Source organism: Candidatus Obscuribacterales bacterium (assembly GCA_019744775.1).
Taxonomy (GTDB): domain Bacteria; phylum Cyanobacteriota; class Vampirovibrionia; order Obscuribacterales; family Obscuribacteraceae; genus SBAT01.
This window is the reverse complement of record JAIETZ010000001.1, coordinates 795,311-809,927: the sequence shown is the minus strand read 5'-3', so window position 1 is coordinate 809,927 and position 14,617 is coordinate 795,311. Positions and strand designations below refer to the sequence as shown.

The following is a 14,617-nucleotide window of genomic DNA, read 5'->3' as shown; positions in this document are numbered from 1 at the left end:
GCCAAAGGCTTAGAGGATTTGGCTGCGGTCCCTGGAAACAGGCTGGAGGCTTTGACTGGCAAGAGAATTGGACAATACAGTTTTTACTGTTGAAAGTGATGGATTTGCAGATGTCGAAATTACGGACTACCACTAAATACAAAGATGGTGACTCGCTTCCCCCAATCCACCCTGGTGAGATATTAAAGAGTGAGTTTATGGAGCCATTGAATCTGAGCGCAACACAACTGGCGCTGCACATGGGAATTCCTCTGAGCAGGATCATTATGATAGTAGGCGGCAAACGTAATTTAACTGCTGATACCGCCTTTAGATTGGCAAAAGTATTTAAAACCACTCCGGACTTTTGGTTGAATTTACAATCGCAATATGAAGTGTCCATGCTGGCTTATTCAGGTGCTGCTGAGAAGATTTGTCTGGAAGTGAGAGAAATCGAAAGCCTGGGCGGACTCCATCGTCGGGACTAGCAAAACCTTGGCAATTTCAACTATTTCTAATGTCATCTCCGCAGGTTTGCCGTGCTGGTCTTTTTGTTAGGAAGTATCAGACCAGATCAAATATAATAGACAAGCTTTACCTACAAAATTAGGCGTTGCCCGGCGGGCGCGCCCAGAACGCGTAGTAGATTTACAGGGAGAATCAAAGTGCAGCCAGTCAAGCTCAAAGTAAAGAAGTTACCTAATTGCAAGGATGTTCCGCGTTATGCAACTGCCGGTTCAGCGGGAATGGATTTGACTGCCGGTATTAGCGAACCAATTATTTTAGAGCCGGGCAAGCGCACAGGAATTCCGACAGGAATAACGATTGAAATTCCGCCTGGCTATGAAGGGCAAGTAAGACCGCGCTCAGGATTAGCAGCAAAAGCTGGAATTAGTTTGACCAACTGTGTCGGCACAATTGATAGTGATTATCGTGGTGAAGTTACTGTGTTGGCTATCAATCACGGTGATGAAGCTTACACATTCCAACCAGGTGAAAGAATTGCGCAATTGCTAATTACGCCTGTACCGCGCGTTGAAGTAATTGAAGTTGATGAATTGGATGCAGGCGGACAGCGTGGAGCTGGTGGCTTCGGGTCTACCGGCAAAGATATGTTTGCTGCAGGAATTAGCTCAGGAGTTAACTAATGGCTAAAATCAAAGTTGCTATCGCTGGTATCAATGGACGATTTGGTCGTGCGACTGCCAAGGCAATGCTTGCCGACAAAGACTTGGAATTAATCGGTGGCTTTGGTAGACCTGGCGCAAGTTATGCCGGCACAGACATCGGTGAATTGATTGGCGAAGGCAAGACAGGAATTCTCGTTGGCGAAAGTTTCCTCGACATGCTGGACTTCAATAAGCCGGATGTTGTTCTTGATTTTACTGAAGCTGAAGCGTCAGTTGAAATAGCGAAGCTCGCGCTCGAGCGTGGCGTGCGTCCTGTCGTCGGTACATCAGGTGTTGATCCGGAAGCAGTTAAGTTGCTGCAAGAGACAGCTAATAAAGCAAAGATGGGCGGCATGGTTGTTCCTAACTTTTCTTTGGGCGCTGTGTTGATGATGGAATTTGCCAAGCAAGCAGCAAAGTTCTTCCCGCATGTGGAAGTTGTTGAGATGCACAACACGGGCAAGAAAGATGCGCCATCGGGTACAGCGATGTTTACGGCTCGTAAGCTTGCTGAAGTAAGTAATAAGTTCAATCCGCCGACAGACGAGAAAGAGCTTCTTGATGGAGCTCGTGGTGGTAGACATTCATCAGGCGTGCATGTGCACTCATTGCGTTTGCCGGGACTTATTTCACACCAGGAAGTTATCTTCGGTGCTGAAGGTGAGCTTTTGACTATTCGTCATGACGGCATGAATACCGAATGCTACATTCGCGGAATTCTGCTTGCTTGTAAGGAAGTGATGAAACTGGATCATCTCGAAGTTGGTCTGGAAAATGTGCTTATGGGAGACAAACAACCTTCATCAGTTTGTTAGTTTGAAAGGAATCGAAATTGAGTAAGCCAATAAATGTTGCAATTCTCGGTGCCACCGGTAGAGTGGGCGCTGAGCTTCTGGCGGTTTTGGAAGAAAGAAATTTTCCAGTCGGTGAATTGCGTTTGTTGGCTAGTTCACGTTCAAAAGAAGCAAGCCTGACATTCAAAGGCGTGTCTTATCCGGTGCAGGAAGCAACTCCTGAGTCGTTCAAAGGCATAGACATTGTTCTTGCCTCTGCAGGCGAAGAAATAAGCAAGCGCTTGGCTCCGGCTGCCGTAGCTGCTGGTGCATGCGTTATCGACAACTCAAATGCTTTTCGTATGGATGCGGAAGTTCCATTGGTTGTGCCGGAAGTAAATGCTAAGGCGTTGCACAAGCACAAAGGCATTATTGCTAATCCTAATTGCTCGACAGCGCAGTTGGTTGTTGTGTTGAAGCCATTGCATGAAGCTGCCGGATTGAAGAGAGTGATTGTTACTACTTATCAATCGGTAAGTGGAGCAGGAAAAGAAGCAATTGATGAGCTTGAGCATCAGACGCGTGCAATCATGAATAACGAAGATTACACGCCTTCTGTATTCCAACATCAGATTGCCTTCAACTTAATTCCGCAGATCGATAAGTTTCTCGATAACGGCTATACCAAAGAAGAGATGAAGTTGGTAAATGAAAGCCGCAAAATGCTTGATTTGCCGGAGCTGCCGATTACAGCTACTGCGGTGCGTGTGCCTGTCGTGATTGGACATAGCGAATCAGTAACAATTGATTTTGAAAAGCCATTGTCACCTGTCGAGGCTAGACAAATTCTTGCTTCTAGCCCGGCAGTTGAAGTGTGGGATAGTCCAAGTGAAGGAATTTATCCAACACCAGTGGAAGCAGCTGGTGCTGATCCTGTTTATGTCGGACGTATTCGCCATGACACCTCGTCGCCCAATGGCATAAATCTTTGGGTGGTTGCCGACAATTTGCGTATCGGTGCTGCACTTAATGCCGTCCGTATTGCTGAGTATCTAGTTAAACATAACTTGCTTAAACAGCAAGTGACCACATAAGTCTGGAGGAAGAAGCAACCATGATTGGAGTTAATTCGCCTGTGTTTGGAAAAGTAGTGACAGCAATGGTCACGCCTTTCAAGGACGATATGTCGATCGACTATAAGGCAGTCACAGCCATTGTCGAACACTTGATCAAGAATGGCACGACATCCATTGTGGTTGCCGGGACAACCGGCGAAAGCCCAACCTTGGAGCATGAAGAGAAGCGCAATTTGTTGCGTGTAGTTGTCGCTGCCGCTGCTCGCAAGGCTAAAGTCATTGCCGGGGCCGGATCAAATTCTACGACGCAGACTATTGAGAATTGTAAGTGGGCTCAGGATATTGGTGCTGATGGATTATTGCTTGTGGCTCCTTATTACAATAAGCCTAGCCAACAGGGACTCTTGGCTCACTTTGAGACTGTAATGAAATCAGTAGAAGTGCCGACAATGCTATACAACATTCCGGGCAGAACGGGCGTCAACATCAATGTCGATACAGTAGTTGAAATTGCTAGTCGTTGCCCGCATGTTCATGCGCTGAAGGATTCAACAGGAAGTGTTGATCAAGCAGCTGAAATTGCTGGTAAGATTCGCGAAGATTTTCGCATCTACTCTGGTGATGACTATTTGACGTTGCCGTTTCTTTCAGCTGGTGCTTGTGGTGTAGTAAGTGTTGCGAGTCATGTTGTGGGCAAGCCGATTGCAAAAATGATCGATGCCTTCTTCACAGGCGATCACGCAAAGGCAAGGCTTTTCCATTACGATTACCTGCCGCTGTTCAAAGCGCTTTTCTTGTCGCCTAATCCGGCTTGCGTTAAGTATGTTCTCTCGAAGATGGGACTCTGTCAGCCACACTTGAGACTGCCATTGGTCGGTCCGGAGAAGAGCCACATGGAAATTCTCGATAAGCTTATGGCAGAATTGAAGCTTGAAACGACATCGGTTGCCGGTGTTGTACAAAATGAGGTGTTTGGTGTCAGTAGATAAGTCACGCCAAAAGACCGAAGGAAATAAGCCCTTAGGTGGACTGAAAATCATTCCTTTGGGTGGACTCGGCGAAATCGGCAAAAACACAATGGTCATTGAATATGGCGATGACATTATGCTTGCCGATGCTGGACTGGCGTTTCCTTCTGATGATATGTTGGGTGTTGATCTTGTTTTGCCTGGGCTGGATTATTTAAGAGAAAATCAGCACAAGATAAAAGGGCTGGCTATCACACACGGACATGAAGACCACATAGGTGGTGTTCCGTTTATGCTCAGGGACATAACTGTGCCTGTTATTTATGGACCGGCGTTGGCGCTTGGGTTGCTGGAAGGCAAATTAAGTGAAATTGGTCTACAGGATCGCACAACGCTTACGAAAGTACATCCGCGTCAGGTAGTTCAAATAGGATGTTTCAGAGTTAAGTTCATTCGTTGCACTCACTCAATTGCTGATTCATTTAGCCTAATTATTGAGACACCTGTTGGGACAGTAGTGCATACAGGTGACTTCAAGTTTGACTTCACCCCAGTAGATGGTGAGCTCTATGACATTGCCAGTTTGACGGCTGCTAGTGAGGATGGAATTCTTGCTCTGTTATCAGATAGCACCAACACCGAACGCGAAGGATATACACCATCAGAGCGCACTGTTTGGAGAAAATTAGACGAAGTATTTGCCAATGCACAAAAGCGAATCATCGTCACTACTTTTGCCAGCAACGTGCATCGTGTAAAACAGATATTGCAGGCAGCTGTCAAATACGATCGTAAAGTAGCGGTATTGGGACGTTCAATGCTCAATCTTGCTGCGATATCGAGAGAACTTGGATATATGACTTTCCCGGATGGACTACTAGTCCCAGTGGAAGAAGTAAATAAGATGCCGCCGGACAAAGTGGTGATTCTCACCACAGGCAGTCAGGGTGAGCCGATGTCGGCGCTGACACGCATCGCCAATAATGCGCACAAGCAAATACAAATTGTTTCTGGCGATACAGTAATTATTTCTGCTACGCCGATTCCGGGTAATGAAAGATCAATCGCTAACACTATTAATGCTTTGTCAGTGCGCGGAGCTAATGTAATTTACGGACGAGATGCGGGCATTCACGTTTCTGGACACGCCTGCCGTGAAGAGCAGAAATTGATGATTAATTTGTGCAAGCCGAAGTATTTCATTCCTGTGCACGGCGAATACAGAATGCTAGTCAAACACGGAGAGCTCGCTGTTGAGTGTGGTGTTAAGCCAGAAAATGTCTTCATTATCGATAACGGCGACGTTGTAGAACTCACCAAAGATAAAGGACAGATACTGCCGCCAGTTAAAGCGGGTGTGATTCTGGTTGACTCGTCGCGCGCCTGGGAAATTGATGAGACTATCCTTGAAGAAAGACGCCACTTGGCTGAAGACGGTATGGTTGTAGTTGCACTCACTCTTGATCACAAGAAGAATGTGCTTGCTGGACCAGATGTAGCCATGCGCGGACTAAATTTGCCTGGCGGTGTTACGCCAGATGACTTGGTCGAGCGAGTCAAGCATGAAATATTGAACAGTCTCAAGGATAAAGCCGTAGTTGGATCCTTGGCTGATGGTGAGCTCAAGACTTACATCAAGGAAGTATTGCAAGGGCATTTTGCCGATAAAGTTAAATCCAATCCGCTAGTACAAGTGGTATTACAGGAAGTCGCTGCTGCTAAAGCAAAGTCTTTATCTAAGTAGACTAGGTATTTTCTATGACATGGCGGGAACTATCGCCCAAGCAATTCAATGAGCTGAAAGATGCGCTAGTAATTGACGTCCGCTCGCCTTGCGAATATGAGGAAGAGCGTATTCTCAGTGCAGTGAATGTTCCTCTTCTGTCTGATATGGAGCGCGCGCAAGTTGGCATGCTGTATAAGGCTGAGGGTGAGCTACCTGCTAAAAGACTGGCGCTGAAGTTTATATCGCCCAAAATTCCTGAGATTGTCGATAGGATTTTTGGGATGCGCAAGCATGGACAGCCATTGGTTGTTCATTGCTGGCGTGGTGGATTGCGTAGCGAAGCGGTGGCAAGTTTTCTCAGTGTTGTCGGTCTAGACTGCTTTCGCCTGACAGGTGGCTACAAAGCCTGGCGTAAGGAAGTCATTGAATTTCTAGAATCTGGCGACTGGACTTTTAATGCTGTTGTTCTGCAAGGGCTTACAGGTACTGGCAAGACGGAAATTCTCAATGAGCTGGAAGAACTGGGAATGCAAGTGCTGGATTTGGAAGGACTTGCTAATCATCGTGGTTCTGCTTTTGGTGGCATTGGTCTGGGTAAGCAACCAACTCAGAAAAATTTCGAAGCGGCAATTTACGACCGACTGAAAGCAGTTAAAGGTGGGGTTGTTTTCCTGGAAGCAGAAGGGCGTAAGATTGGTAATCTCAATCTACCTAAACGCTTGCTTGACTGTATTAGTTCTCAGCCAAAAGTTTTGATAACCGGTTCGATAGAAACCAGAACGGCGCGTCTGGTGCAAGAATATGCGCAGCAAACGGACGTAGCACGACAACATGCACTCAATTCGTTGAATAGGCTTAGAGAACGTCTAGGGGGACAGACAATAGCAGAACTTCGCGAATTGGCCGAGGAAGGTAAATTGAACCAAGTTGCCGAGCGTCTGCTCGTTGCGTATTACGATCCTCTCTATAGTAGGCAAATTGCGGAAATGGCTCCATACGCTGTTACTATTTCGGGGGATGATCCAGCGGCAGCTGCCAGTCAAATATGCCAGTCCGTTGCAAGCGAACTAGGAGTTTCCGGATGTTAGAGGACAGGCTAGCGGTCTTAGAGCAAGAACTCGGGCAGATTCGGGAGCGAAACCTGCGGGTTGAGGCGGACAAAGCCTGGGAAGTTTGCCTGTATAGGCGAGTCGTCATCAGCATGCTGACCTACTTGATAACAGGGTTCATGTTTGCCGCTATTGGGGATCCGAAGTGTTGGATTGATGCCCTAATTCCCGTGGCGGGCTATGTTTTATCAGCTCAATCTCTGCCAATCGTCAAGCAATGGTGGCTCGAAAAACACTATCGGAAGTGACCAACTAAGGGTGGTGTACAAAAAAGAACTTCCCCCGAAAGACACGGAGGAAGCACTTATTGTGGTGGATTAGGTAAGGAGGAAACAACGCACCAGGCAGGGAAAACCCGCCTCATGCCTTGTATTTAAATGATAGCAGCGCGACAACTTCGTGGGAGTTAAAAAACTTGAAGTGCCTGACCGCAAAGCGCCAAAGATCGTCAGATGAAATATCCTTAAGCTACTGGCTTCCCGGGCGCATGCAATGCGCCCCTACGAAAGACCAAAAAATAGGCATGCAATGAGCCCCTACGAAAGACCAAAAAATAGGCATGCAATGAGCCCCTACGAAAGACCAAAAAATAGGCATGCAATGCGGAAAATTGGGAAAAGGGGCAAATAAAAAGACGCCCCTACATTTGTGAGGGCGCCCTTTTGAGTTGGTTGAATTTGTTAGGAGTTGAAGCCGTTGAATTTGGACTTGTCGAATACCGAGCCTTCTGGGAAGAGGTAGTCGAGCGGTCCGCCCCTTCCAGCGGTTTCGACTGGCTCAGCCGGTCCGATTATCCGCATATTGCTTGGGCAGAAGAGGTAAACGTTGTCGTTTAATTTGTGGAAGTCGCCATCAATAGCAGCCGAAGCGCCGGAGACGAAGTCCACCAAGCGATCTGCGTCAGCCTTTCGCATGTTTTCCAGCGAAATGGTGGCAGATGCCCGTGCGCGTAGGCAATCTACTATATTGAGGGCTTCTTCGAAGGTTACGGGACTGAACATGGAAATCTGAGCACCGAGCCTATCCGGCGTCGCTTGATGTGCCACCATGGACATTTGCGGTACTCTGCGTTCCTGTAGCACTGGAAAGAGATCTACTTCTTTCTTTGTAGTGCGGGCTCCTGGCGTTGGTTCTTTATATTCTTGAGTCATAGTTTTCGTCTGCCATCCAAAGAGATTCACCGAGTACCCCCAATTCTATATACTTTTTGTCAATGCGCAAGTAGTAAGTGGTATCACAAGGCTATACAGGCTAGCATATCTTTTCGATATGGTGCCTCAATATCAGACGCGCTCAAATATGATGGAAGCAAGAGCGTCTGCCAGTGCCAAATCTTCGGGTTGCGTGATTTTAAAATTGTGTGGTGAGCCTTGGACTATGACTACTTTATGTCCGGCTTGCTCCAGAATGGCCGCATCGTCTGTTACGGAAAGCCCCTCTTGTCGAGCTTTCTCGTGGGCTTTCATTATCCAGTCAAAGCGAGCTGCTTGGGGAGTTTGCACCAGTACTAATGAATTCCGGTCTAGCGTTTCCACAATGACACCATCGACAACCTTTTTGACGGTATCACTGGCGGTGACACCAATTGTGCAGGCACCATACTTCCGTACGCTATCTAAAGTGTCGGATATAATTTGCGCTGTCAAAAATGGGCGCGCTGCATCGTGAATCAATACAAAGTCCGGATTGCTCTTTGAAAGAGCAGTTAAGCTCAGACGAACTGATTCTTGCCTTGTCGCTCCTCCGGCGATGACTGTGACGTCTTTGCTGCAAGGAAGATTAGCGATAGCTTCGCGAATGGTATCAACCATTTCGGGTAAGGTAGCTACTACTATCTGGTCAATTTCTGTGTGGTTAGCAAATGCCAAAAACGGCCACGCCCATACAGGATACTTTCCTATAGAGAGAAATTGCTTGGGCGACTTATCCCCAGGTCTTGCGCAACGGGCACCAATTCCGGCAGCTAATAGAATTGCCGCGGGCATTAGACGATGAAGTCGCCTGTTGAATGTGAGACGCTATCGGGAGCTGCTGAGTGAGGGCTGAATGGCTCATCCATTTCTACCGGTTGGTGGGAAAAGGTTTTCTCGCTGTCTTCAGCTACCTCTTCAGTTTCCTCTTCCTCGTCCTCATCATCGTAATCTTCGTCGTCATCATCCGAATCGTCATCGTCATCTTCGGAGTCTGACTCGTCTTTTGCAGCTACTTCGCTAACGACGTCTTCTTCTTCCTCGTCTTCATCAGACTCATCATCATCTTCATCGTCGTCATCTTCTGATTCGTCTTCATCTTCGTCGTCAGATTCATCATCATCCGAATCTTCACTAGCTTCGACTTCTTCAGCGACTGCAATTGCTTCTGTTGTGGCTGCTGCTGTTACTTCCTCTGAAGTCTCGGCTGCAACTTCTGTAGTAGCTTCCATTGATTCAGATGATGCTTCAGGTGCAAAGTCTACGCTTTCAGATGTTTCAGTCTGTGCGATAGTTTCTGTCTGAGCTACTTCACCTTCAACAGGAGCAGAGGCACCTTCACCAGCAATGCTTTGAGCCAAGAGAAGCAGTTGTTGTGCTTCTTCTTCGCTAAAGCCTTCAGCTTCACCCTCACCTGACTCACCTTCCGGTGTTTCCGGCTTATCTTGCTTGCGCAGCATTTGACGCAATGATTTTGCATCTTTAGTGAGGCGGAAATACTCTTGGAATTTCTTGGTTGTCGTCAATATTGGTGAGCGACCGCCTTGGTTCTCATCTTTGTTGATGAGTTCTTTCTCGAGCAATTCTTTGATGTGATCGTAAGCACCGGCACCACGAATCTTGATGATGTCTGATTGTGGGATGGGTTGCTTGATGGCGATTGCCGAAAGCGTTCTTATGTGCGCAGCCGACATTTCTACTGGTAAGAATTCATCGATGATGGAAGCAAACTCGTCCTTCACTTGAATGATGTAGCCGTCATCTGCGGCAATCTCAAGTCCGCTTGAGCGGGCTTCATAGTCTTGAACCAATTCGATTAATGCCTGACGTACAAGTTGTACGTCGACATTGACGATTTTGGCAATTGCGGCTGCCCTGATCGGTTTGTCCGTCAGGAATAGCACTGCTTCAACTCTAGCCTTTAAACTCATTTATTTATGCCTATGCCTCTAATGCCTCTGGTTGGGCCTCTCCATCATTGTCAGCGGACGATTGACGTTCGCCGGGACGAACCAAAAATAGCGGTCCGTAAAACTGTTCTTGCTCAAGGGTAATTTTACCTGCGTTTGAGAGAAATAGCACAGCTAAAAACGCATCTACCCAATCGCCTCTCTCTCCCATTGCTCTTATCAAGTGAACTAAGGGCAAGGTATCTTCCGAAATGAAATGCTTGACCAAGATTTGCTCAATACGAGCAATGACAACCTCGATATCTTCATCGTGAGCGAGCTCCAAGATATCGTCAAAGTCATTGACCTCGTGCTGTCCTTCTAGATCAATGGCAGGTTTGCGTTCTTTGGTGGCACGCGCTTTTTCGATATGTTCAGCTTCACGCAGTGCTTCAATAAGTTGTTCGAGTGTGACCTTTCTCTGGCGCATTTGCTTGTTGTTGGCACGTCTCACAAGCGCTTTTTCGAGGTCTGCCAGGGTAATCTGACGGGCAACCGGTTGGTTGTTTGCGTCGTAGATTATGCCGCCTTCTTCGTCGAAATCAAGGAAGTCATCGCCGCCGGACAAATCATCGAGATTGTCGACTAGCAAAGCCTCTGCTTTCATTCTCAAAAGAACTGAAGCATGGAAAAGGGTCTTGCCGCTTTGGCGCAAGTTTTCTTTCGGTGCGGCAGCAATGGCGCGCAAAAACTTGTCGGTGACATCAATAATATCGATGTTCTTTGGATCAATTTCACCTTTGGCAGCCATCTCAACTAGAAGCTCAATACCGCCTACGGCTGCATAGCCTTTGCTCGGTGCTTCTACAGTTGGAGTTTGAAATTCGCCTTGAGTTATCTCAGGACCGATTGGTGGAAGACCTTCCTCGGGAAACCCTGTTGGATATGCTTCGACCATAATTAAACACCTGCCCCAACCACTTCTTCCGCTTGTTCTTCATCAGGCAGTTGAATTTCTTGGATACCGACCACGCGTGAGAAGCCATCGGCTCTCAAGGATACGCCAACAGCGTGGTTGGAATTTTCAATCATTGGACGGCGCAAACTTACTACAACAAACTGAGCTTGTTCTGATTGACGCTTGACCATGCGGGCAAGGCGCTCAGCGTTGGAACCATCAAGCATCATGTCGACTTCATCAAATGCGTAGAACGGAGCCGGAGCATAACGCTGGAAGGCAAACACAAATGACAAAGCTGTCAGTGACTTCTCACCACCGGATAGAGCCTCGATGCGTTGCATCTTCTTCTCACGTGGTTGAGCACGGATAATGAGACCGCCTTCGAATGGTCTTTCCGGATTTTCCAGCTCGAGGCGACCGCTACCGTGAGAGAGTTCGTGGAAGATTTCTTGGAAGTTGGCGTTAATGGCATCGAATGATTCCATAAATGTGCGCTTCTTCAATTCGTCGTAGCCGGCAATGCGCTGGAGAATTTCGTCTTTCTCGGTGGTCAACGTAAGCAGGTTCTCTTCCATTTCCTGCTGGCGCTGTCTGGTTAAGTCGTACTCTTCCAAAGCCTTCATGTTTACAGGCTCGAGGGCGCGCATGCGCTTTTCCAACCTGTCGGACTGCATCTTCAGTTGTTCAACAGTACCGGCAGATGGTGGCTCGTAATCAGGTTGTTCGGCAAGCAATTGCTCGAGTTCGACTTTCAGAACAGTTAATTGCTCGGTCAAAGCACCGTGCGATAGTTTGCACTTCTGGCGCTCTTCTTCCAAGTGGAGTAAGTCTTGCTCTATTTTGGTCTTTTCAATCTCGCAGCCAGTGACCTTTTCATAGATCTGGTCTTTGAGTTCGCGTAGCTGAGTCAATTCATTAGATAGAGAGTTGACCTTAACTTCAATCTCGTCTATTTGCTTCTTCAGCTCTTCAATACGTGCAGTATGTCCCGGGAATTCTACTTTGAGCTCGTCGATTTCCTTAGTCACTTCGACTAGCTGTGCGTCAAAGCCGGCGCGAGTATTTTGCTCGACTCTTTCTTCGGCTTCCAGGCGGTCTATTTCGCGCTGGTTTTCGTTTACGTTTTGACCAATGTGCTCAAGTTCAATCTGTAATTCTTCAGCTTGACCAATGAGCTTATCAATTTCGCTTCTTTGACCGGAGCTTGTGATATCGGCAACTTCTTCGTGGAGTTTTCCGATCTGCTTGTCCAAGTCAGCCAAAGTCTTGGAGTATTGATCCAGATCTTTATCAATCTGTTCAATCTCGTCACCATTAGCTCTCAGCTTAGGCTTAGCTTCTTCAATTTCTTTGTCGATGTTTTCCGACTCTTTGCGCTTGCCTTCAAGTTCAGCATGTTCTTTGGCCAGCTGCGTGTGAACATCTTTGAGCTTTTCACGATCTTCAGCGATGGTTGCTGTCAATTCTTTGAGAGCGTCCTGCAATCCTTGGATATAGCCAAGTAGGCTCTTGCTCTTTAATTGCAGAGTATTGAGGTCGTTTTCACCCTTGCCGCCTGTAAAGTGCAGTTTGGCTTTACTGTCTGTACCACCAGTGATACTTCCTGCTTTTTCAAACAGTTCGCCTGGCAGTGTGACCATGCGAGCTTGACCGAGAAGCTTACGTCCAACTTCCATGTCTTCGACGACAATTGTCTGTCCGCAAGCATATTGGAAGGCTTTGGAATAACGAGGATCGAAGTCAATTAAGTTATAGGCATAGTCAATTACGCCTGGACGATCAGGCAATAAGCCTGGTGGTTGCGTGACTATCTTATTTAGAGGAACGAATGTCGCGCGACCGGCTTTGTGTGACTTTAAGTATTCAATACATTCTTGAGCTACTTGGTCGTCATCTACAACAATGTGAGCCAGTCTTGGTCCAATACAAATTTCCAAAGCTGTTGTGTAACGCTGGTCAACATTACCCAATTGACCAATTGTGCCGTGCACACCGGGGATATTAGCTTTTAAGATGGCTTCGACAGCTCTGCCATAACCGCTTTCACCAGCAACATCACGGTGGGTTTCCAACTCGATGATGCGTCTGTTGATTGCTTCCAATTCCTTGCGCTTCATCTCAATGTCTTCATTGGTTGAAGCCATTTCGTCTTCCAGCTGACGAACGTTGCGCTCCATACCCAGTGCCAACGCTTGGACATCTGTGTATTTACGCTCTAACGAGAGAACTAAGCCTTTGGATTCAGCTGACTTACTGATATTTGTTGTGACAAAAGAGCGTAAGGACTCAAGACCTCTTTCGAGCTCTTCCTTACGGCTGCTGTGCTTGGTGCACTTAACTTCTAGTTCGTGCTTTTCTTCTCTCAACTTCTGCAAAGTTGAATAAGTGGAAGTTACTTTGTCTGACGAACGATCTTTAGCTTGGCGCAATTCATCAATCTGACTTTGAATTACAGCAAGTGCAGCTTCCTTCTCGGCGTAAATTTCTTTTACAGCCTTGATATCAATTTCGCTTTGCTTTCTGTGCTTGTTCAAGTCATTGATGTGTTTATCAATGGTCTTAATTTGAGCTTGTAAGCTCTTTTGCAATTTGCCTTTTTCTTCAGCAGCGGTTGTGACGGATGCAAGTCTGTTTTCTTCACGAGTCAATTCACCGCGCAGGTTTTCTTGTTCCTGGCGGAGTAATATCTGCTCGTTGCCACCCTTGTCACGAATCTCTTCGTCAATGCGACCCATTTCGGAGCGCAATTGGAAAAGATCCATTTCAGCCTTTTCGCGGACGGCAAGTAAATGCTCTTCACGCTCGTTGAGGCTTGTTAGTCTGGCTAATTCAGCAGCTAATTTGGCTTCGCCTTCTTTTACCCGGACGAATACCAAGTCACGTTCAATGCTTTCTTTCTGCTTTTTCAAATCAAGATATTTGAGAGCTTGGTCTCTATCTGATTGCAGAGTCAAAATGCGAGCGGCAATTTCAGTCAGAATAATTTTCTGGTGATCAATTTTTTCGCCTACGGATGAAAGTTCATCTGTTGCTTGATCAATACGTCTGTCGAATTCGGCAACGCCGGCCAATTCATCTATGATTTTACGGCGTTCGCTGGCGCTCATGGTCACAATTCCCGTGACGTCGCCCTGCATGATGACGTTAAAACCTGTCGGGCTGACGTTGTATTTCATCAGCTCGTCGTGGATTTCAGTGAGAGTTGTATTTCTGCCGTTAAGCATATACGTCGAGGTATAGCTGTTTTCCTTGACGCGAATACGGCGGACTACCTCGAGCTCATTGCCTTTGTCATCCGTAAAGCGTACGGTTACTCGGGCTTCGTTCTTGCCGCTCAAGTTGTTGAGCAAGTCGGGCAGTCTCTCAGCACGCATCGAGCGCGTAGAAGACAGTCCTAATGCAAATAACAAACTATCGATGATATTCGACTTGCCGGAGCCGTTTGGTCCGGAAATTGTCGTAAAGCCTGGTAAAAGCGGTACAACAGTGCGCTTTCCGAACGACTTAAAGTTGTCGAGTTCGATCTCTTTTATGCGCATCTAAATCGCTTGAAACCCATACCAATCCACAGTTCGCATTAGACTACATTACGGTATTCACTGTCAAGGATTGCGATGGGATAAATACGAGCCTGGCCAGTAGATATACGAGTGGGTGAAAAGGCATTTCCACCTGTTCATCCTTGGAACCCCTGAAAGCGAGGCACCACAATTATTAGACGCTTGTATTTGGGAGATCAAGCGGTTTTTCGAGGTCGATTGCCAGGAGATCGGAAAT

Annotated in this window: 12 protein-coding genes; 7 read left to right on the top strand and 5 right to left on the bottom strand. The window is 47.0% G+C overall.

The genetic code is table 11. The features are described 5' to 3' along the window. Positions 1-110 precede the first annotated feature (110 nt). The 7 genes from K2Y22_03575 to mnmH all read left to right on the top strand — a co-directional run bounded on the left by K2Y22_03575 (position 111) and on the right by mnmH (position 6,779). Positions 111-467 carry a HigA family addiction module antidote protein gene (locus tag K2Y22_03575; GenBank protein MBX9877515.1) on the top strand — a complete coding sequence of 119 codons (357 nt, stop codon included), beginning with the start codon at positions 111-113 and terminating at the stop codon, positions 465-467. Between the two features lie 177 nt (positions 468-644). After that, positions 645-1,127: a dUTP diphosphatase gene (gene dut / locus K2Y22_03570; protein MBX9877514.1), complete on the top strand. Its 483-nt coding sequence runs from the start codon at positions 645-647 to the stop codon at positions 1,125-1,127. Beyond that, positions 1,127-1,963 carry a 4-hydroxy-tetrahydrodipicolinate reductase gene (dapB, locus tag K2Y22_03565; protein ID MBX9877513.1) on the top strand — a complete coding sequence of 279 codons (837 nt, stop codon included), beginning with the start codon at positions 1,127-1,129 and terminating at the stop codon, positions 1,961-1,963. The genes dut and dapB overlap by 1 nt, the downstream gene beginning before the upstream one ends. Before the next feature lie 17 nt (positions 1,964-1,980). Further along, the gene (locus tag K2Y22_03560) at positions 1,981-3,015 is read left to right on the top strand and encodes an aspartate-semialdehyde dehydrogenase (protein ID MBX9877512.1); all 1,035 of its coding nucleotides are present in this window, start codon (positions 1,981-1,983) and stop codon (positions 3,013-3,015) included. A 20-nt stretch (positions 3,016-3,035) separates the two neighbouring features. Further along, positions 3,036-3,986: a 4-hydroxy-tetrahydrodipicolinate synthase gene (gene dapA / locus K2Y22_03555; GenBank protein MBX9877511.1), complete on the top strand. Its 951-nt coding sequence runs from the start codon at positions 3,036-3,038 to the stop codon at positions 3,984-3,986. Then, positions 3,973-5,709 (top strand): ribonuclease J, encoded by a 1,737-nt coding sequence (locus K2Y22_03550; protein ID MBX9877510.1) that lies wholly within the window; start codon positions 3,973-3,975, stop codon positions 5,707-5,709. Before dapA ends, K2Y22_03550 begins: the two co-directional genes overlap by 14 nt. 14 nt (positions 5,710-5,723) lie before the next feature. Then, positions 5,724-6,779 (top strand): tRNA 2-selenouridine(34) synthase MnmH, encoded by a 1,056-nt coding sequence (gene mnmH / locus K2Y22_03545; GenBank protein MBX9877509.1) that lies wholly within the window; start codon positions 5,724-5,726, stop codon positions 6,777-6,779. Positions 6,780-7,480: 701 nt separating this feature from the next. Here the strand turns inward: mnmH and K2Y22_03540 are convergent. The 5 genes from K2Y22_03540 to smc form a co-directional block, all read right to left on the bottom strand. Then, positions 7,481-7,951: a cell division protein SepF gene (locus K2Y22_03540; protein ID MBX9877508.1), complete on the bottom strand. Its 471-nt coding sequence runs from the start codon at positions 7,949-7,951 to the stop codon at positions 7,481-7,483. A 132-nt stretch (positions 7,952-8,083) separates the two neighbouring features. Then, entirely contained in the window at positions 8,084-8,785 is a 702-nt protein-coding gene (ispD, locus tag K2Y22_03535) for a 2-C-methyl-D-erythritol 4-phosphate cytidylyltransferase (protein ID MBX9877507.1), read from the bottom strand. Further along, the gene (gene scpB / locus K2Y22_03530) at positions 8,785-9,921 is read right to left on the bottom strand and encodes an SMC-Scp complex subunit ScpB (GenBank protein ID MBX9877506.1); all 1,137 of its coding nucleotides are present in this window, start codon (positions 9,919-9,921) and stop codon (positions 8,785-8,787) included. The genes ispD and scpB overlap by 1 nt, the downstream gene beginning before the upstream one ends. 10 nt (positions 9,922-9,931) lie before the next feature. Next, positions 9,932-10,837 (bottom strand): segregation/condensation protein A, encoded by a 906-nt coding sequence (locus K2Y22_03525; GenBank protein MBX9877505.1) that lies wholly within the window; start codon positions 10,835-10,837, stop codon positions 9,932-9,934. A gap of 2 nt (positions 10,838-10,839) precedes the next feature. Then, complete coding sequence (smc, locus tag K2Y22_03520; GenBank protein ID MBX9877504.1) at positions 10,840-14,379, bottom strand: chromosome segregation protein SMC; 3,540 nt, start codon at positions 14,377-14,379, stop codon at positions 10,840-10,842. Positions 14,380-14,617: the final 238 nt, after the last annotated feature.

Excerpts from the sequence above, each read along its gene's own strand:
- mnmH (MBX9877509.1), top strand. The coding sequence starts at position 5,724 with ATGACATGGCGGGAACTATCGCCCAAGCAATTCAATGAGCTGAAAGAT.
- ispD (MBX9877507.1), bottom strand. The coding sequence starts at position 8,785 with ATGCCCGCGGCAATTCTATTAGCTGCCGGAATTGGTGCCCGTTGCGCA.
- K2Y22_03540 (MBX9877508.1), bottom strand. The coding sequence starts at position 7,951 with ATGACTCAAGAATATAAAGAACCAACGCCAGGAGCCCGCACTACAAAG.
- smc (MBX9877504.1), bottom strand. The coding sequence starts at position 14,379 with ATGCGCATAAAAGAGATCGAACTCGACAACTTTAAGTCGTTCGGAAAG.
- dapA (MBX9877511.1), top strand. The coding sequence starts at position 3,036 with ATGATTGGAGTTAATTCGCCTGTGTTTGGAAAAGTAGTGACAGCAATG.
- scpB (MBX9877506.1), bottom strand. The coding sequence starts at position 9,921 with ATGAGTTTAAAGGCTAGAGTTGAAGCAGTGCTATTCCTGACGGACAAA.
- dapB (MBX9877513.1), top strand. The coding sequence starts at position 1,127 with ATGGCTAAAATCAAAGTTGCTATCGCTGGTATCAATGGACGATTTGGT.
- K2Y22_03525 (MBX9877505.1), bottom strand. The coding sequence starts at position 10,837 with ATGGTCGAAGCATATCCAACAGGGTTTCCCGAGGAAGGTCTTCCACCA.
- K2Y22_03575 (MBX9877515.1), top strand. The coding sequence starts at position 111 with ATGTCGAAATTACGGACTACCACTAAATACAAAGATGGTGACTCGCTT.